Source organism: Halorubrum tropicale, assembly GCF_001280455.1.
Taxonomy (GTDB): domain Archaea; phylum Halobacteriota; class Halobacteria; order Halobacteriales; family Haloferacaceae; genus Halorubrum; species Halorubrum tropicale.
This window is the reverse complement of sequence record NZ_LIST01000006.1, coordinates 206,397-224,496: the sequence shown is the minus strand read 5'-3', so window position 1 is coordinate 224,496 and position 18,100 is coordinate 206,397. Positions and strand designations below refer to the sequence as shown.

The window sequence follows — 18,100 nt, the reverse complement described above, 5'->3', positions numbered from 1 at the left end:
GTCACCGCTCGCGGTCCGCCCCGAGCCCGGGGATCGCGACGCGCTCGTCGACGCGCTCCATGACCTTCGACGCCGTCAACACGAGCGCGAGGTACATCGCGCCGAGCACGAGGAAGACGGTGGTGTACCGGAAGGTGTCGCTCGCGACCTGGTTGGCCAGGTAGTACAGCTCCGGGACTGTGATGAAGCCCGCCAGCGACGAGTACTTGATCAGGTAGACGAACTCGTTCGTCCACGAGGGGATCGCGTAGCGGAGCGCCTGCGGGAGGACCACGTGGTATATCGACTCCAGCTTCGAGAGCCCGATCGCCCGCCCCGCGGTGATCTGGCCGTCGTCGACGCTCTCGACCGCGCCGCGGATGTACTCGGCCTGGTAGGCCGCCCCGTTGAGCGTGAACCCGAGGATCGCCACCCAGACCACCTCGCGCGGGAAGACGCCGGACAGCACCGCCGGGACCGACGCCGCCAGGTTCAGCCCGTAGTAGAGCACGAACAGCTGCGCGAGGAGCGGCGTGCCGCGCAACAGCTCGGTGTAGCCCAAGGAGAGCCACGCGGAGAACCGACCGTACACCCGCGCGACGGCCAGCGGCACGGCGATGAAGAAGCCGCAGACGAGGCTCACGCCGGTGATGACCACGGTGAGCCACGTCCCCTGCGCGAGGACCGGCGTGAGCTCGACCACGAACGCGGCGTCGGCCGCCACCCCGGCGAGCCCCGGCACGCCGGCGAGCGCGGCCTCGACGGCGTCCGGTGCGACGAGCGGCTCGCCGACCGGGGCGATCGCGCCGCCGAGCCACCGGTTGCCCCAGCTGACGACGAGCCAGCCCCAGAACAGCGCGCCGGCGGCGACCAGCAGTAGCCGGCCGGCGGACTCGTCCGCGTCGGCCACGCGCTCGCCGACCGTCCGCGGTCGCGTCGCCCCCGCCATCACTCGTGGCTCGCGATGCGGTCGAGGAACCGGGCGGTCCGGTCCCGCTCGGGTCGTTCGAACAGCTGTTCGGGCGGCCCGCGCTCGACGACCCGGCCGTCGTCCAGGAACACGACCTCGTCGGCGACGGCCCGCGCGAAGCTCATCTCGTGGGTGACGACGAGCATCGTCATCCCGTCGTCGACCAGCCCGCGCATCACTTCCAGCACCTCGCCGATGAGCTCCGGGTCGAGCGCGCTCGTCGGCTCGTCGAACAGCATGAGCTTCGGCTCCATCGCCAGCGCGCGGGCGATCCCGACGCGCTGCTGTTGCCCGCCCGACAGCTCCGCGGGGTACGAGTCCAGCTGGTCGGCCAGCCCGACGCGCTCCAGCTGGTCCGCCGCGCGGTCCCGGGCCGCGTCCTCGGAGAGCCCGAGCACGCGCCGGGGGCCGAGCGCGACGTTGCCGACCGCGGTGAGGTGCGCGAACAGGTTGAAGCTCTGGAACACCATCCCCACCTCGCGCCGGAGCTCGTCGACGTCGGTGTCGGGCGAGAGCACCTCCTCGCCGTCGAGCGTGATCGACCCCTCTTGGGCCTCCGCGAGCCGGTTGACGCAGCGGAGCATCGTCGACTTCCCGGAGCCGGACGGCCCGATCAGGACGGTCACGTCGCCGCGGTCCATCCCGAAGGAGACCTCGTCGAGCACCTGCTCGTCGCCGTACCACTTCGAGACCTCGCTCACGCGGAGGAAGCCGTCGTCAGTCACGCCGACTCACCCTCCGGGATCGCGTAGCGGGTGCCGAGGTAATCGAGCGCGCGGTTCGTCGTGAACGTGAGGACGAAGTAGATGGCACTGATGAACAGGATGACTTCGAGGACCGCGGTCGTCTGCTCCGTGAACAGGTCGTAGCCGCGGGTCAGAAGCTCCGCGAGGCCGATCGCGAAGACGATGCTTGTGTCCTTCAACACGATGGTGAACTCGTTTTGGAACCCCGGGATCGACCGGCGGAGCGCCTGCGGAACGACGACGTAGCGGATCGCCTCGAACCGGGAGAGACCGACGGCCCGGCCCGCCTCCAGTTGCCCGTCGTCGACGCTCGACAGGGACGCGCGGAAGATCTGCGACTGGTACGCCGCGCTCCGCAGTCCGAGCCCCAAGATCCCGGCCGAGATCGCCGGCGAGATCGATCCGACGCCGAGGTTCACCTGCGGGACGCCGAGGACGAAGTACATGACGAGGAGGATGACCACGATGGGGGTCCCGCGGAGGACGACGCCGGCCGTCTCCACGAGGCGCTTCGAGAGCCCGTCCCCGTACACCTCCACCGCGCCGGCCGGGAAGCCGACGAGGAAGCCGAGCAGGATCGACGCGACGGTGAGCCCGACGGTCAACAGGAGCCCGCCGCCGAGGTAGTCGGCGTTCCGGACGACGAACCACCAGTCCGCGGGGTCGCCGACGAGCCACCAGTCGATCGACTCGACGGCCGACAGGAGGGCGCCGCTCGCCGTCGGGTCCGGGGCCCCGAGGCTGGCGGCCGCGGCGAGCGCGAGCGACCCCGAGACCGACATCCTACTCCTGCCCGAACCAGGTGTTGGTGATCTCCTGGTACGTGCCGTCGTCGCGGACGGTCTGGAGGCCGTCGTTGAGCGCGGACTGGAGCTCCGACTCGTTCTGCCGGATGCCGAAGCCGAACTGCTCGCCGGTCTCCTCGACGAACGCGATCGTCACGTCGCGGTTCGCGGCGAAGGTCTCGGCGACGGGGTTGTCGACGACGACAGCGTCGATGTTGCCGTTCGCGAGGTCCTCGACGGCGAGGACGTAGCTGCCGTACGTCGAGAAGTTGTCCGACGAGATGATCCCCTCGTCGACGAGGTTCGTCTCCACCTGGTTCGCGCCGGTGGTGCCGGACTGCGCGCCGACCCGGGTGCCCTCGAAGTCGCTCCACCCGGACGGCTGGAAGTCGCCCCCCTCGCGCACGAGGATCGCCTGGTCGGACTCCCAGTAGGGGTCAGAGAAGGCGATCGTCTGCCGGCGCTCCTCGTTTATCGTCATCGCGGCGGCGATGACGTCGATCTCCTCGTTCTGCGTGAGCGCCGGGATGAGCCCCTCGAACTCGAAGGTCGCCCACTCGCCGATCTCGTAGTCGGTCTCGGCGACGACCGCTTCGAGCAGGTCGACGTCGAACCCGACCAGTTCGCCGTCCTGCCGCATCTCGAACGGCGGGAACCCGGGCGCGGTTCCGGGGGTGATCGTCGTGGCGCTCCCGCTGTCGCCGAGGCAGCCGGCGACGCCGGTCAGTCCGACGGCGGCCGATCCGCCGGTCAGCTTCAGGTACGTCCGACGGCTCACGTCGGAATCGGCGTGGTGTGTCATACCTGTGCGAGTGCGGCGATTGGTTTTAACCTTTCCTCCCTCGGACGGTGGTTTCCACGTATCGACGGGGAGACCGGGCTCGGACGGACGGATCTGGCAAAAACTGCGCCGCTCAGTCCCCGCCGATCGGCGCGGCGCCGTCGCGCATCTCGTCGGCCCCGCGGAGGGTCCACGCCGCGCCCGCGGCGAGCGCGATCGCGACGCCCAGCGCGACGAGGTTGACCTGCTGCCAGACGGCGGTGTACAGGACCAGGTCGCGGCCGAGCAGCAGCGTGCCCACGAGCGCGCCCATCGAGCCGACGGCGAGCGCGCGGACGGTGCCGGCGGTGCCGGCGTCGAGCCCGTCGTACCCGACGCGGACGGCCTCCGTGGCGTACGCGACCGTCGCGACGAGCCCGAGGTGACCGGCGAGGCCCGTGATGTAGAACGCCGCCTGCGCGGGCGGCGCGTAGGTGAGGAACGGCACCGCGCGCGAGAAGGCCGCGCTGGCGACGACGCCGGCGACCGCGATCCCCCCCGCCGCCCGGAGGAGCCGCGCGGTCCCGCGCCCGCCGCCCCAGATGGTCGCCAGTCCGAGCAGCGTGAAGATGGTCAGCGCGACGACCAGGTGCGCGGCGTGCGTCGACACCGTGTACCCGCCGGGCACGAGCCCGCTGAGGGTGACGGTGATCGCGCCGACGGTGATCTGGAGCGGGAGGATCGCGACCGCGAGCGTCGCCGCCAGCTTGGTCCGGCGCTCAAACCCCGAGCCGAGCCACGTCCACCCGGCGACCCCGATGATGAGGAAGCCGGTCACCATCGCCCACGCGCGGTGGAACCACTCGATGAAGTCGGGGTTGATCGTCAGCGCGGGGATGAGCTGGTCGGAACACAGCGGCCACTGGGCCTGGCACGCCAGCCCGGATCCCGTCGCCGCGGTGTAGACGCCGAGCGAGAAGAGGACGAGCGTCATCCCCGTCGTCGCCGCCGCGTATCGCCTGAACGTTAGCCACGCGGGCCGAAGACTCATTGGCTGGATTCGGGCGCGCGCGCACTTAGACCGTTCGGCCGCTCCTCGTCGCCGGGAAGCGCTCGCCGCGGGCCGCCGGCTTCCGAACGCTTTTGACTGACCAGTCAGTCAGTATTGGTGTAAACCGAATGGCAGACACGGACCGCCGGAGCCCCGATCCCCCGCACAGTCCCCTCCCCGAACGCGACGGCCCGACCCACGCGGAGGCGATCGCCTGATGGGCCTCCGCGACGCCGTCGGCTCGCTGTTCAAGGGCGCCGACGAGCTCGACCTCACCTCCGGCGACATCGGGTGGCCGCTGTTCTTCCTCTCCCTCCCGATCGTCGTCCAGAACCTCTTTCAGGTGCTGTACAACCTGGCCGACACCTTCTGGCTCGGGCGCTACAGCACCGAGGCGCTGTCCGCGATCACGTTCGCGTTCCCGATCGTCTTCCTGATGATCTCGCTGGCGCTCGGCGTCTCCGTCGCCGGGAGCGTCCTCGTCGCCCAACACACCGGCGCCGGCAACGAGGAGCGCGCCGCCTACGCCGCCTCGCAGACGATGGCGTACGCCGCCGTCATCTCCGTCGTCTTCGGCGTGCTGGGCTACGTCCTCGTCGACGACATCACGGCGCTCCTCGGCGTGAACGAGACCGTCGCGCCGCTCGTCGTCGAGTACATGCGCGTGTACGCGGTGGGCCTCTTCGCCGTGTTCGGCTTCGCGGTGTTCATGTCGCTGATGCGCGGCTACGGCGACACCGTGACGCCGATGTACGTCATGGCCGGCTCGGTCGTCCTCAACATCCTCCTGGACCCGATATTCATCTTCGGGTTCGACGCGAACCCGCTGTTCGGCGCGCTCGGCCTCGGCGGCGTCGAGGCTGCCGCCCTCGACGCGACCGGGTTCACCGGGTGGGGCATCGGCGGCGCCGCGATCGCGACGGTCGGGTCCCGGGCGCTCGCGCTCCTCGTCGGACTCCGGATCATGGTCCGCGGGGACCGCGGGGTCCAGATCCGGCTCTCGGAGATGCTCCCCGACCCGGAGTTCGGGAAGACGATCCTCGGCATCGGGCTGCCGGCCTCCGCGGAGGGCGCCGCCCGCTCGGTCTCGATCACCGCGCTCCTCCTCGTCGTCGCCAACTTCCCGAACGCGGTGAGCGGGGCGTACGGCATCGGGACGCGGATCTTCTCGGTCATCTTCCTGCCGGCGCTCGCCGTCTCGCAGGGGATCGAGACGATGACGGGGCAGAACATCGGCGCCGGGGAGCCGGACCGCGCCGCCGAGACGAACCACTTCGGCGCCCGCGCCATGCTCGGGCTGCTCACGGTCGGCGGCGGGGTCATCGTCCTCGCCGCGCGGCCGATCGCGGGCGTGTTCTCCCCGGACCCCGCCGTCGTCGACCACGCGACGACGTTCCTCCAAGTGAGCGGTCTCTCCTTCGGGTTCATCGGCGCCATGCGCGCCTACACCGGCGGCTTCCGCGGCGCCGGCCACACGATGATCGCGGCCGTCATCTCGCTGATCACGCTCGGCTTCGTCCGGCTCCCGGTCGCGTGGGTCGCGGCCGGCTCGCTCGGGGCGATGGGCCTCTGGATCGCGTTCCCGGTCTCCAACGTCGTCGGCGGCGTCGTCGCGTACCTCTGGTTCGAACGCGACACGTGGCGCGACGGGAACCTCACGGAGGACGGCGCGGCCGTCGACGAGATCGGCACCGACGTGACGTCGCCGGACGACGACTGACACCGTGAACTTTCGCGGGCGCGGACCCAGTGAGCGGGCGTGGCGTCGACGGGTCGACTTCGATCCGGTCGCTATCCGGACAGCTCCCGCTTCGCCTTTCGGGCCCGCTCGGACATCTCGCCGTTACCGTCGACGTCCGCGAGCGTCTCGATCGCCTCCAGCTTGCGGACGGAGTCGTCGAGGAAGGAGAGCACGTCCCCGGTGTACGCGTACACCATGTAGTCGTCGGTCATCACGTCGACGATGGCCTGCGGCCCGAGCCCCTCGGCGCGCAGTTCGAGGACGTAGCGCATGAACTTCTCCTCGGGACAGCCGCAGTAGGGGTTCGAATCGCAGTCGCAGTCGAGGAAGTCCTCGGCGAAGTCGAGCACGCGGTCTCGGGTCGTCTCGTCGAGCTTCGAGAGCCCGTCGCCGGTGAACAGCAGGTCGAGGGTAGCGCCGGCGAACGCCCCCTTCGGGATGTTCGCCTCCAGCTGGGAGGCGAGCTGCCGGTGGTTTTTCACGTAGATCTTGTCGGTGAAGGCCACGGGTACCCGTCGATACGCCGGCGCGCCTCAAAAGCGACGCGGTGACCGGGGCCGACGACGGCCCGCTCGGTCGTACCGCCTGGGGCGCCACTCGATGCCACGCCCGTCCTGGAGTCGTAACCGTTATTTACCGAAGCGAGGTACGTTTCGACGCGTGTCCGGGTTAGGGTAGTGGACTATCCTTCAGCCTTGTGGAGGCTGAGACGCGGGTTCAATTCTCGCACCCGGACCTTCTTTGAATCGGCGTAAGTCAGAGACCGGAGGTTCCGTCGACCGCGTCGGCGAGTCGATCCAGAAACCCCGCTTCATGTCGCTCGTCAACGTGCGCGATGTTCCACAGTCCCGAGTCGGTTATCTCGTTGCGAGGACTCTCTCGTCCTAACCACTCGTCGCTCCGGGGGTCGACGGAGTCTCGCTCGAAGTTGCTGACGAGCGCGATCGCGTTCCGTTCGACGTACGCGCGGTCGCTCTCGGGGCCCGGCTCGTCCCCGATGTGGACCCACAGAAACGGGAGGTCGCGAATATACTCGCTGACTCGGCGCTCGTGGGCCAGCTCCGCGAGGCGACGCTCGCGGTCGGCGGTCGACCCCTCGCCCCAGCGGGGGTACTCGTCGCCGAGCTCGTCCCGTTCGATCATGGCCCGGCCGACGTGCCTGCGGAACACCGAGCCGCGGTGATTCCCGCCGCCCTCGTAGCTCCCGCGGTTCGCTCCGCGGTGCGCCCGCAGCCGAGTCCACAGCGACGTTCCGGACCCCGTCGAGACGGCGTGCGTGCCGACGCGCGTGACTCGCAGCTGGTCTGTCGCCTCTCGGGCCCCTCCGCTCGCGAAAAAGAAGTAGACCCCTCGCTCGGGCCAGTCCATGCGCCCGGTACACTCCGCGAGACGCCGCTTCCCGCCGACGTTCGCTTCGAGACGATCGAGGAGGTCGTAGAACCGATCGAGGTCCGAAGCGCGGGACATACGACTGCGTACCGGGGTGACACACAAAACCGCCGGGGGTCCGCAGCGCGGGACGGCGTGGCGGTCAGAACCCGATCCGCTCCCCATCTTCCGGGACCAGCACGTCTTCGGTCGCCGCCCGGAGCTCCTCGCGCGAGAGCAGGCAGTGGTTGATCGCCTCCATGTGGACCACGGCGACCGCGGCGTCGGTCGCATCGCGCACGGCCCGCACGTCGTTGACGCCCATCGTGATCGGCTCGTCCCGATTGAACCGCGCCGCGCCGCCGTTGAGGACGACCGCGTCGGGCTCGACCCGCGCGAGCGTCTCCGCCACCGGCTCGTACCAGACCGTGTCGCCGGCGAGGTACAGCGTCTCCGCACCCTCGAAGACGAACCCGGAGACGGGGCCCATCGCCTCGGCCAGTTCCCCGTGTCCGTGGCGGCCGGGCGTCCGGCGGAGCGTGACGCCGTCGAACGACGCCGGCCCCTCGACCGGCCGCACGTCGGTGAAGCCGTCCTCGACGAACGCGTCCGCTTCGGCCGGCTGGCAGAACAGCGGCACGTCCGGGTCGAGCGCTTCGACCGCCGCCTCGTCGAAGTGGTCGGGGTGGCGGTGGGTGACGACCACCGCGTCGTGCGCGAGGTCGATGTCCGGCATCGGCACGAGCGGGTTGTTCCGTTTGTTCGGCGTGTCGTCGATCGGCGGCAGCGCGCCCCGCTCGGCGAACACCGGGTCGACGAGGAATGTCGTCTCGTCCACGGTCGCGAGGACCGTGGCGTTGCGGACGAGGGTGACGTCGAGGGCGGCGTCGGTCGACATACCGCCCCTTCGACGAGCGGCATGTTGTGGATTGCGGCGGGACCGCCGCCGACCGCGGCGTCCGCGAGTTATTTGTCGGCCGCGGGTCAACCCCTGCGTCATGAACGGACGTGAGTCGACGTGAGCCCGCGCGGTCTGCGCTCCACGAGCGACGGGACCGGTGGCGACCGCGCGACGGGCGTCGGGTCGGGATGAGCGGGTCGTCCGAGGGGTCGTCGAGCGCGAGCGACGACGCGGACGCCGCCGACGCGGGCGAAACGGACACCGCCGACACGATGCGCGAGCGCGCCGGCGAGAACCGGGTGAAGCTCTGGCTGCTGTTGCGCGCGGACCGGCTCGTCGTCGCGGCGGTGCTGACGCTGGCCGTCTTCGTCGCGTTCGTCGCCGTCGCGGTCGCGCTCTCGCCGTCGCTCGCGACGAAGGTCGGATCGAGCGACCCCATCGAGACGCTGTTCGCGTCGATGATCACCGCGATCGTCACGGGGGCGACGCTCGTCGTCACGATCGGACAGCTCGTGCTCACGCAGGAGAACGGCCCGCTCGGCGACCAGCGGGACCGAATGGACGACACGCTCGCCGTCCGGGACGACATCGCGGACCTGACCGGCGGGCCGGCGCCCACGGACCCGGCCGCGTTCCTCGACGCGATCCTCGGCGCGGCGGCGGGGCGCGCTCGGGATCTCCGCGACTCGGTGGAGGGTCAGGGAGACGACGGCGACGGGTCCAGTCGGGACGCGCTCCGAGCGGAGGTCGACGACCTCGCGACCGGACTCACCGGGAACGCCGACGCCGTGCGCGGCCAGCTCGACGGCGCCGAGTTCGGTTCCTTCGACGTCGTCTTCGCCGCGCTCAACTTCGACTACGGGCCGAAGATCGGACAGATAGAGCGCATCGCCACCGAGCACGACGACGCCCTCACCGACGACGAGCGCGGGCTCCTCGGGGAGCTGAAAGCGACCGTGTCGCTGTACGGGCCCGCCCGCGAGCACGTCAAGACGCTGTACTTCCAGTGGGCGCTGATCGACCTCTCGCGCCTGATCTTGTACGCCGCGGTGCCGGCGCTGGCCGTCGCGGGCCTCATGGTCACGGTCGTCGACGCCGGCACGTTCCCGGGGAGCACGCTCGGCGTCGCCCACGTGACGCTCGCCGTCGGCGGCGCGTTCGCGGTCGCGCTCCTCCCGTTCTCGCTTTTCGTCTCCTACCTGCTCCGCGTGCTCACGCTCGCGAAGCGCACGCTCGCCATCGGGCCGCTGGTGCTGCGCGACTCCGAGTAGCGAGCGCGGTCGCTCTCGGGGAGACCGCGCGCTCGGCGGCGGAAGATGTCGCCCGCGACTATTCTCTATTATCGATAAATACTAAAATTCTGGTAGTTGGCGCATAATATGCCATACAGAGGCCCCATACAAATAATCGAGCAAACCTTCAACCCCCGATGTAACATTTTAATTATGTTTAGAAAGCTCGTTCTCGGGTTGGTCAGAGGAAACCGACGAGAGTCACGATGATCCAAAGAATGGCCAGATAGAGAGTTAGGAGGAGAGAGAACATCTGGAACAATGGAATGAGAATCTCTTTGAGATGCTCCTTGGATGCTCTACCGTATTCCGGCGGATGATAGGTAACGTTCAGAGTTTTCGGTAGCGCGTCAACTATACCATCAGCATGCCCCGCCCCAACAACCGCGAGTACCGTATCGTTCTCCTCAGCCGCATCAGCGATTGTCTGTGCCATTATCTCGTCCCGATTCTGGTTTCCTGATCTGAACTCCATATTGTACCACCTGAGAAGAAGAACAGGTACAGAGAAACTCACGGCAAGGAAGCCAGCTCCCGCGAGATAGTCCTCCGTTACTAGCCCGACAATCACGCTACTGGGTAAGAGGAGGAAATACAACGAGGCGGAGATCACCCTCATCGTAAACGGGGCATTCCGTAGTACCTCCGCGTCACTCTCCCGCGTGAAGTACACGTCAGCACCCTGTAGCTCAGCGAAGTCGACGAGAATGTCCTTCGAAACATAGAGTGGGCTTAGAATATAGAACATTCCCGCTACCGCCTGTTGGAACCAGCCCTCTGTAACCCCGTAGTCGCCGGTATTCTCTGTTCCTTCCAAAACGAGAGCATCAATACCCTCTTTCATCAACTCCCGCTCTTTGTCGTGATCTCCGCGACTACTGTGAATCTCCCCTTTCAGGTGGACTACTGACTCTGACTCTGTACTACTATCCTCCTCGATCGTGCCAGTCTTTTTGACAGTGGCTCGACTCATTGCGTATGTTAACTGACGTGCCAGGGAATTATAGGGTCAAGAGAATGACCGCAAAAAGACGTCCAAAATCTGTGTCTGTAAGCGGACAGAGCCAGTGTCCGCAAGGGGACACCAACCAATGAGCTTGGAAAGTGAGGATTCTGAGTCAATATCTGATCTTGACGCGAGTCTAAAAACACAGGACAAACCGATTATTGATGCGTTCTCGCATGCGGAGCACCAAGTCCTTCTAACCACAGAAGTAGCCGAGAAAGTTGAATTAAGCGACCGACAAGTGCGCAGGCGGTTGAAAGACCTCGCGAGCCGGGATATTCTAGGAACTCGAAAACCGGGACGGGATCGACTCTGGTGGCTTAAACAGGATGTAAGAGAACCAATTACAGCGCAATATCCACTTCTTCGGTTTGTCCAAAATCGGATCAGTGTTCAGTTGTTGCTGGCTGGACTAGTAGTCGGAATTGTAGCATTATTCCTTGTTCCAATAGCTTCTTTCACGTACGCTAACAGTATTACACCACCTATTGTTACAAGAGAAATATTGCTCCAAGCTGGTTTACTCGCCAGTATGCTGGCAAGCGGTTTTCTGCTTTCCGCCGTACTGGCCGGCATAGTCGAGTGGTCAATTAGATATTTCGGTGTGGGGTTATAATTTCATTGTGCAGAGTAGGGATATAATTCCCATCGTAAGGTCGATTATACTGCTGAAGCTGAAAATGTCGCCCGCGACACTAACGACCGGTCTCATCTCCGGCGGCGTGCCGCGTCGACCGGGAAACCCTCGTGGCGGGCGGTCGCCTGCGCGGCGACGGGCGGGTCGCGTGTGCGACCGATGTCACGCGCCTGGGTTCTCCGCGCTGTCATCGCTCCCATCGGGGAGTACTCGGGCGGGGACTGATGGCGCGCGAGCCAATGTTGCGCCCGGAGGGGCTTAACGGCCCCGCTCGCCGCCGGCCTCGGGCGTCCGGCGGTATCGACGCCTATCCGAACGCACTTACGTCCCTGTCACGGACCCACGCGCAATGTCTGTCCGAGTCGGTATCCTCGGCGCGACGGGCGCCGTGGGCCAGCGATTCATCCAGCTGCTCGACGACCACCCGACCTTCGACCTCGCCGCGGTCACGGCGAGTTCGGAGAGCGCGGGCGAGACGTACCGCGAGGCGGCCAAGTGGCGCGTCGACACGCCGATCCCGGCGGACGCGGCCGAGATGGAGGTCGCGGAGACGACCCCGGAGGGGATCGCCGACGCCGACGTGGACCTCCTCTTCTCCTCGCTCCCCTCGGGCGTCGCCGCGGAGGTCGAGCCCGCGTTCCTGGAGGCCGGCTACGTCGTCTCCTCGAACTCCTCGAACGACCGCATGGCCGCGGACGTGCCGCTCACCATCCCCGAGATCAACCCGGACCACCTCGACCTGATCGAGGTCCAGCGCGACGAGCGCGGCTGGGACGGCGCCTTGGTGAAGAACCCCAACTGCTCGACGATCACGATGGTGCCGACGCTCGCGGCGATCGACGAGTTCGGCCTCGAAAGCGTCCGCGTCTCCACGCTCCAGGCCGTCTCCGGCGCCGGCTACTCCGGCGTCACCTCGATGGAGATCATCGACAACGCCATCCCGCACATCGGCGGCGAGGAGGAGAAGATGGAGACGGAGTCGCGCAAGCTGCTCGGCGAGTTCGACGGCGCCGAGGTCGCGCTCCACGACGCCGACGTGGCCGCCTCCTGTAACCGGATCCCGACGCTCGACGGCCACCTTGAGAACGTCTTCGCGGAGTTCGCCGAGGACCCTTCGGCCGCTGACCTCCGCGAGGCGATGCGCTCGTTCGAGGGCGTCGGCGACCTGCCGAGCTCGCCGGACCAGCTCATCAAGGTGTTCGGCGACGACGAGCCCGAGCGCCCGCAGCCCCGCCTCGACCGCACGTACGCCGACGGGATGGGGATCGTCGCCGGCGGCGTCCAGTCGACCGACGCCGGCGCGAAGTACAACTGCCTCGCGCACAACACGATCCGCGGCGCGGCGGGCGCCTCGCTGCTCAACGGCGAGCTGCTCGTCGAGGAAGGGTACGTCTGAGCGGTCGCCGTCGGATGCGGCGGGCGGCCTCAGCGAAGTATTGAACCGGCCGCCCTCACGTCTCGGATCCATGGTGGACAAGGAGACGGTACGCCGCGGGTACGACCGGCTCGCCGAGGCGTACGCAGCGGACCGCAACGAGACCGGCCGCGGACGCGAGGTGTTGGCCGACTTCCTCGGCGCGCTCCCCGCGTCGGCGCGCGTTCTCGACGCCGGGTGCGGACAGGGTACCCCCGTCCTCAGCGATCTGAGCGCGTCGGCGACCGCGACCGGACTCGACGTCTCCCGCCGGCAGCTGGAGCTGGCCGCGGACCGCGTCCCGGACGCGGCGCTCGCGCAGGGCGACATGGTTCGGCTGCCCTTCGGCGACGGCGCCTTCGACGCGGTGACGGCGTACCACTCGCTGATCCACGTTCCGGCCGAACAGCATCAGGCCGTGGTCGACGAGTTCGCGCGCGTCCTCGTCGACGGCGGGCGACTCCTCTGTTCCGAGGGACCGGAACCGTGGCACGGCGAGAACGCGGACTGGCTAGACACCGGCGTCGAGATGCAGTGGGACATCGCGGGGGCGGAAGCGACCCGGCGACACCTCCGGACCGCCGGCTTCGTCGTCGAACGGGAGTCGAGGGCGGGAGACTCGCTCGCGGAGGGCGACGACGCGCGCTGGACGTTCTTCACGGCGCGGTTGGAGGGCTAGACCGCAGTCCGGTGGGAGACCCGCACCGCGGCCGGGTCCGTCGTTACTTCCCTTCGAACTCCGGCTCGCCGTCGCCCATGAACGCCGTGATGCCCTCCATGAGGTCGTCCGTGTTCATCACGTGGCCGAAGCCCATCGCCTCCACTTCGAGGCCGGCCTCGTTGTCGGTGCGACCGGCGTGGATCGCGCGCTTCGTGTACTTCTGGGCGATCGGCGGGCCGCCGGCCAGCTGCTCGGCCAGCTCCCGCGCGCGCTCGTCGAGCTCGTCGTCCGGGACGACCTCGTTGACGAAGTCGTACTCGGCCATCGTCTCGGCGTCGTAGCGGTCGGCGGTGAGGATGATCTCCTTCGCGCGCCCCTCGCCGACGATCCGCGCGAGCCGCTGCGTGCCGCCCCACCCCGGCAGCAGGCCGAGGTCGAGCTCGGGCTGGCCCAGCTCGGAGCGCTCGGAGGCGATCCGCATGTCCGCGGCGGTCGCGAGCTCCATCCCGCCGCCGAGGCAGTAGCCGTCGATGGCGGCGATCACGGGCTTGTCGGACGACTCCAGCTTGCCGAACGTCTGCTGGCCCTGTCGGGAGAGCTCGACCGCGTGGATCGGGTCCGCGCCGCCGGCGGCCATGCTCTGGACGTCGGCGCCCGCGGAGAAGGCGCGGTCGCCCGCGCCCGAGAGCAGGATCGCTCGGACCTCGTCGTCGTCGTCCAGCCGGTCGACCGCGTCGGCGAGCTCGTCGAGGACCTCGCCGCTGATCGTGTTCATCCGGTGCGGGCGGTCGATCTCGACGTGCCCGACCCGGCTCTCGGCGTCGACCTCGACGTTCAGCACCTCGTAGTCGGGGCCGTCGTCCGCGTCGGCGTCGCCGTCGCCGCGGAACCCGCCCTCCTCGGCCGCCTCGCGCAGGTAGTCGGTCGCCTCGTAGCGCGCCTCGCCGGTCTCCTCCGCGAGCGCGTCGAGCGTCTCCACGAGGGCGGCGAGCCCCTCCTCGTCCGCGAGCTTGGCCGGGCCGTCAGGGAAGCCGGCGCCCAGCTTCACCGCCTCGTCGATGTCGTCGGCGTCGGCCACGTCGTCGCCGATGAGGCCGGCCGTCTCGTTGGCCATCACCGCGAGCAGGCGGCGGCGGACGTCGGCGTCGACCGCGTCGGTCGGGATCTGGGCGCCGTCGCCGTCCTCGTAGTCGTAGAACCCCTTGCCGGTCTTCTTGCCGAGGTCCTCCGCCTCGACCTTCTCGCCGAGCAGCGGGCACGGGCGGTAGGCGTCGCCGAGGACCTCGTGCATGTACTCCAACACGTGGTAGCCCACGTCGATGCCGACCTGGTCGGCCAGCTCGAACGAGCCCATCGGGAGGCCCATGTCGAACTTCGTCGTGGAGTCGACGGCCTCCATCGTCGCGTCGCCGGACTCGACGATCCACGCCGCCTCGTTCATCAGCGGGACGAGGATGCGGTTGACGATGAAGCCGGGACTGTCCTTCCGGACGCGGACGGGGGTCTTCCCCATCGACTCCGCGAGCCCCTCGATCAGTTCCAGGGTGTCGTCGCTCGTGTGCTTCCCGGAGATGACCTCGACGAGGTCCATCCGCACCGGCGGGTTGAAGAAGTGCATGCCGCAGAAGCGCTCGGGCCGGTCGGTGACCTCGGACAGTTCGGTGATGGAGAGACTGGAGGTGTTGGTGACGAAGACGGCCTCTTCGGGGGCGTGCTCGACGACCTCGTCGTACACGTCCTTCTTGATCGCCATCTTCTCGGGGACGACCTCGACGACCACGTCGGCGCCGTCGAGCGCGTCTCCGAGGTCGACGAAGGCGTCGACGCGGTCGAGCGCCGCGTCGGCCTCGTCGTCGCCGATCCGGTCCTTCTCGGCGAGCTTGCCGAGCGACCACTCGATCTGGTCGTACCCCTTCTGGACGAGCTCGTCGTTGATGTCCCGGAGCGACACGTCGTAGCCGGCGAGGGCGGCCACTTCCGCGATGCCGTGTCCCATGTTCCCGGCGCCGAGCACTGCCACGCGCTGGACGTCTTCGAGTTGCATACTCGAACGGTCGGAACCGTCATGGTTGAACGTTTCCATCTTCCAAACGCCAAACTCGAAGTAAGTTTATTCGGGCGGGCCGCCCCCGCCGCGGCGGTCCGAACCGAATCGTACTCCCGCGTGCGTCCCCGGGTTCCGACATGGACGACCGAGTCGCGGCCACCCTGCGCGAGGACCCGACGATGGCCGCGCTGATCGACCGTCACGGCCCCCTCGACGTCGCGCCCGCGGGCGACGAGTTCGCGCGGCTCTGTGCCTCGATCGTGAACCAGCAGCTCTCGACCGCCTCCGCGGCGGCCATCCGCGAGCGGTTCGTGGACGCCCTCGGCGGCGACCCGACGCCCGACCGCGTCCTCGCGGCCGACGAGGCGGCGCTGCGCGAGGCCGGGCTCAGCGCCACGAAGGTCGAGTACCTGCGGAACGCCGCCGACGCGTTCCGCGACGGCGAGCGCGACCTCACCCGGGAGGGGCTGGCGGACCTGAGCGACGCGGCCGTCGTCGACCGGCTCACGGAGATCCGCGGGGTGGGCGAGTGGACGGCGCGGATGTACCTGATCTTCGCGCTCGGTCGCGAGGACGTGCTGCCGCTCGGCGACCTCGCAGTGCGGAAGGGAATCGAACGGATCTACAACGACGGCGAGGAGCTGTCGCGCGCGGAGATGCGCGAGATCGGCGAGGCGTGGCGCCCCTACCGGAGCTACGGCACGCGGTACGTCTGGGCCGAGTACGAGTCGTGAGTCGGCGACGAGCCGGCGGCGGTCGAGCGCGGGGAGTCGGTCGTAGACGTGCGGCTCAGTTGGTCTCGCTGCCCTGTCGCGGGCGCCGCCCCTCGCCCTCGACCGCCGCCGGCTCGTCGCCGGCGGCGTCCTCGCGGTACAGCCGGAGCAGCTCTTCGAGGAGGACGGCGTGCCGGTCGCCCGGGACGTACTGGTGGTCGATGAAGTCCTCGGCGTCGCTGAACCGTCCGCGGAGCGCGAGCTTCCGGACGAACGCCACCGAGTCGAAGAACGGCGGCTCCCCAGTCTCGCCGTCGTCGCCGCCGAGCTTCCGCTCCGTCTCGGGGATCACCTCCGCCTCGATCGCGTCGTAGTCGATCGTCGACGGATCGTACTCGTCGAGCGTCCGCGAGAGCACGTAGTCGGCGGAGAACCGATAGAACTCGGACTTGCTCTCGAACTGCCCCTCGTCGACGAGCGACTCGATCTCCTCGACGACCGGCTCGGGGAATCGAACCGTGCTCTTCACCATATGCCGTCACATTGACACCCCCGGTCTTATACCTTCGCCAGACGGGCCCGACGCCCGAACCGGCGCCGTCTGGACGGTCTACTCCTCTTCTTCGAGTATCTCGCCCGCCTCGCCGCGCTCGGCCTCGTCGGTGTCGGCGCGCCGGCGCACGTCGACCCGGTAGTCGGTGAGGATGTCGCGGCCGAGCAGCAGCGGGTACTCCATGTGGCCGCGGTCCTCGACGCTCGCGGTGACGGTGTGCTGGTTCCCGCCGATCCCGATGACGAGGTCGACGACCGGGCGGGCCTTGCCGCCCTTCACGCTGCCCGACTTGACGCGGGTCATGCTCTTGATCGGGCCGGCGCCGATCTCGGCGGCCAGCTGGGTGTCGATGCTCGTCCGAGTCGCGCCCGTGTCGGACTTCGCGAGCGCCTGCGTCGAGCCGGAGGTGCCGGTGACGACGACCTCCTCGATGTAGCCGATGTCGGGCTGCTCGGTCGTGCTCGGCTTCGGGGCGGGCGCGCAGGAGGGCCGCGAGTCGTCGAGCGTCGCGGCGACGCGCTCGACCGCCGCCTCGTCCACCTCGCCGCCGACCGTCTCGATCGCGTGCTTCGCGATGTACGGGGCCGGGCTCGTCCCGGTCGCCTCGAAGAGGCCCTTGAACCCGGCGGTGGGGTTCACTTCGAGGACGTACCAGCCGTCGTACCCCTCCACGAGGTCGACCCCGGCGTAGTCGAGCCCCATCACCTCGGCGGCGTAGAGGGCGGTGTCGGCGGCCTCCTCGGGCATGTCGTCGGTGGCGTCCTCGACCGCGCCGCCGAGCGCGACGTTGGTGCGCCAGTCGCCCTCGGGCGCGTAGCGGTACATCGACCCGACGATCTCGTCGCCGACCACGTACACGCGCAGGTCGCGGTGCTTCTCGTCGTCGCGGTCGATGAGCTTCTGGAGGAACGCCTGCCGGTTGCCGACCTTCGGGTTCACCCGCTCCGTGAGGTCCACCTTCCACGTCCCGCCGCCGTGGGTGCCGATCGCGGTCTTGTACACGCCCACGTCGCCGAACCGTTCGCGGCCCTCGTTGAGGCGGTCGTTCGACAGCGCCAGCAGCGCGTCGGGTACGCGGATGTTCCAGTCGGCGAGCGTCGCGGCCGTGGCGAACTTATGGATCGACGCCAGCACCGCGTTCGGCTCGTTCAGCATCGGGCGGATGCGCTCGAACGTCGCCGCCAGCCCCAGCAGCTCCGCGGGCTGGTCGGTGTTCGACAGGAGGAGGCGGTTCGCGATCACGTCGACCGCGGGCTCGACGGAGACGTCGCCGTCCTCGACGCTGACCGCGGCGTTCTCCTCGCGGAGCCACACCGGCTCGTGGCCGAGGTCCTCGACCGCGTTACAGATCGCCTTCGTCTCCTTGCTGTTGTGCAGCGACAGGACTCCCACCCGAACCGGGTCCGAACTCATAGCGACTCCTGCGCGGGCGTGCGTAAAAGTTCGACCGATCGACTCGGCCGACGGGCCGCCCGG

Annotated in this window: 18 protein-coding genes and 1 tRNA gene; 7 read left to right on the top strand and 12 right to left on the bottom strand. The window is 68.5% G+C overall.

Annotation, left to right across the window (positions count from 1 at the left end; genetic code table 11):
- Position 1 precedes the first annotated feature (1 nt).
- The 5 genes from AMR74_RS14570 to AMR74_RS14550 all read right to left on the bottom strand — a co-directional run bounded on the left by AMR74_RS14570 (position 2) and on the right by AMR74_RS14550 (position 4,291).
- A complete protein-coding gene (locus tag AMR74_RS14570) occupies positions 2-928 on the bottom strand; it encodes an amino acid ABC transporter permease (protein WP_053772779.1) in 927 nt (308 codons plus the stop codon).
- Positions 928-1,674 (bottom strand): amino acid ABC transporter ATP-binding protein, encoded by a 747-nt coding sequence (locus AMR74_RS14565; protein ID WP_053772778.1) that lies wholly within the window; start codon positions 1,672-1,674, stop codon positions 928-930. Before AMR74_RS14565 ends, AMR74_RS14570 begins: the two co-directional genes overlap by 1 nt.
- A complete protein-coding gene (locus AMR74_RS14560) occupies positions 1,671-2,477 on the bottom strand; it encodes an amino acid ABC transporter permease (protein WP_053772777.1) in 807 nt (268 codons plus the stop codon). Before AMR74_RS14560 ends, AMR74_RS14565 begins: the two co-directional genes overlap by 4 nt.
- A gap of 1 nt (position 2,478) precedes the next feature.
- A complete protein-coding gene (locus tag AMR74_RS14555; protein ID WP_053772776.1) occupies positions 2,479-3,282 on the bottom strand; it encodes a basic amino acid ABC transporter substrate-binding protein in 804 nt (267 codons plus the stop codon).
- Positions 3,283-3,394: 112 nt separating this feature from the next.
- Positions 3,395-4,291, bottom strand: coding sequence for a COX15/CtaA family protein (locus AMR74_RS14550; RefSeq protein ID WP_255510282.1), 897 nt, complete (start codon positions 4,289-4,291; stop codon positions 3,395-3,397).
- 217 nt (positions 4,292-4,508) lie between these two features.
- Here AMR74_RS14550 and AMR74_RS14545 point away from each other — a divergent pair, with 217 nt between their 5' ends.
- A complete protein-coding gene (locus tag AMR74_RS14545; RefSeq protein ID WP_053772774.1) occupies positions 4,509-6,011 on the top strand; it encodes an MATE family efflux transporter in 1,503 nt (500 codons plus the stop codon).
- A 71-nt stretch (positions 6,012-6,082) separates the two neighbouring features.
- On the opposite strand, the gene AMR74_RS14540 is transcribed toward AMR74_RS14545, so the two are convergent.
- Entirely contained in the window at positions 6,083-6,538 is a 456-nt protein-coding gene (locus AMR74_RS14540; RefSeq protein WP_053772773.1) for a DUF5814 domain-containing protein, read from the bottom strand.
- A 157-nt stretch (positions 6,539-6,695) separates the two neighbouring features.
- Here AMR74_RS14540 and AMR74_RS14535 point away from each other — a divergent pair.
- A tRNA-His gene (locus tag AMR74_RS14535) sits at positions 6,696-6,768 on the top strand.
- Positions 6,769-6,788: 20 nt separating this feature from the next.
- On the opposite strand, the gene AMR74_RS14530 is transcribed toward AMR74_RS14535, so the two are convergent.
- Both AMR74_RS14530 and AMR74_RS14525 read right to left on the bottom strand, forming a co-directional pair.
- Positions 6,789-7,499, bottom strand: a complete 711-nt coding sequence (locus tag AMR74_RS14530) for a hypothetical protein (protein ID WP_053772772.1) — start codon at positions 7,497-7,499, stop codon at positions 6,789-6,791.
- A gap of 64 nt (positions 7,500-7,563) precedes the next feature.
- Positions 7,564-8,298: an MBL fold metallo-hydrolase gene (locus tag AMR74_RS14525; RefSeq protein WP_053772771.1), complete on the bottom strand. Its 735-nt coding sequence runs from the start codon at positions 8,296-8,298 to the stop codon at positions 7,564-7,566.
- A gap of 191 nt (positions 8,299-8,489) precedes the next feature.
- On the opposite strand from AMR74_RS14525, the gene AMR74_RS14520 reads away from it, so the two are divergent.
- On the top strand, positions 8,490-9,572 hold the full coding sequence (locus AMR74_RS14520) for a hypothetical protein (RefSeq protein ID WP_053772795.1): 1,083 nt from the start codon (positions 8,490-8,492) through the stop codon (positions 9,570-9,572).
- A gap of 202 nt (positions 9,573-9,774) precedes the next feature.
- On the opposite strand, the gene AMR74_RS14515 is transcribed toward AMR74_RS14520, so the two are convergent.
- Complete coding sequence (locus AMR74_RS14515; protein ID WP_053772770.1) at positions 9,775-10,566, bottom strand: hypothetical protein; 792 nt, start codon at positions 10,564-10,566, stop codon at positions 9,775-9,777.
- A gap of 118 nt (positions 10,567-10,684) precedes the next feature.
- Between AMR74_RS14515 and AMR74_RS18655 the strand changes: the two genes are divergently transcribed.
- The 3 genes from AMR74_RS18655 (at position 10,685) to AMR74_RS14505 (ending at position 13,329) form a co-directional block, all read left to right on the top strand.
- Positions 10,685-11,215: a hypothetical protein gene (locus AMR74_RS18655; protein ID WP_137711261.1), complete on the top strand. Its 531-nt coding sequence runs from the start codon at positions 10,685-10,687 to the stop codon at positions 11,213-11,215.
- A gap of 370 nt (positions 11,216-11,585) precedes the next feature.
- Positions 11,586-12,632 carry an aspartate-semialdehyde dehydrogenase gene (gene asd, locus AMR74_RS14510; RefSeq protein ID WP_053772769.1) on the top strand — a complete coding sequence of 349 codons (1,047 nt, stop codon included), beginning with the start codon at positions 11,586-11,588 and terminating at the stop codon, positions 12,630-12,632.
- Positions 12,633-12,702: 70 nt separating this feature from the next.
- Positions 12,703-13,329: a class I SAM-dependent methyltransferase gene (locus AMR74_RS14505; protein ID WP_053772768.1), complete on the top strand. Its 627-nt coding sequence runs from the start codon at positions 12,703-12,705 to the stop codon at positions 13,327-13,329.
- 43 nt (positions 13,330-13,372) lie between these two features.
- Here AMR74_RS14505 and AMR74_RS14500 read toward each other — a convergent pair whose 3' ends face one another.
- Positions 13,373-15,355, bottom strand: a complete 1,983-nt coding sequence (locus AMR74_RS14500; protein WP_053772767.1) for a 3-hydroxyacyl-CoA dehydrogenase/enoyl-CoA hydratase family protein — start codon at positions 15,353-15,355, stop codon at positions 13,373-13,375.
- 140 nt (positions 15,356-15,495) lie between these two features.
- Here AMR74_RS14500 and AMR74_RS14495 point away from each other — a divergent pair, with 140 nt between their 5' ends.
- Complete coding sequence (locus tag AMR74_RS14495) at positions 15,496-16,092, top strand: DNA-3-methyladenine glycosylase family protein (protein ID WP_053772766.1); 597 nt, start codon at positions 15,496-15,498, stop codon at positions 16,090-16,092.
- Positions 16,093-16,147: 55 nt separating this feature from the next.
- Here AMR74_RS14495 and AMR74_RS14490 read toward each other — a convergent pair whose 3' ends face one another.
- Both AMR74_RS14490 and AMR74_RS14485 read right to left on the bottom strand, forming a co-directional pair.
- Positions 16,148-16,603 (bottom strand): ribbon-helix-helix domain-containing protein, encoded by a 456-nt coding sequence (locus tag AMR74_RS14490; RefSeq protein WP_053772765.1) that lies wholly within the window; start codon positions 16,601-16,603, stop codon positions 16,148-16,150.
- A 78-nt stretch (positions 16,604-16,681) separates the two neighbouring features.
- Complete coding sequence (locus tag AMR74_RS14485) at positions 16,682-18,037, bottom strand: putative ATP-dependent zinc protease (protein ID WP_053772764.1); 1,356 nt, start codon at positions 18,035-18,037, stop codon at positions 16,682-16,684.
- Positions 18,038-18,100 lie beyond the last annotated feature (63 nt).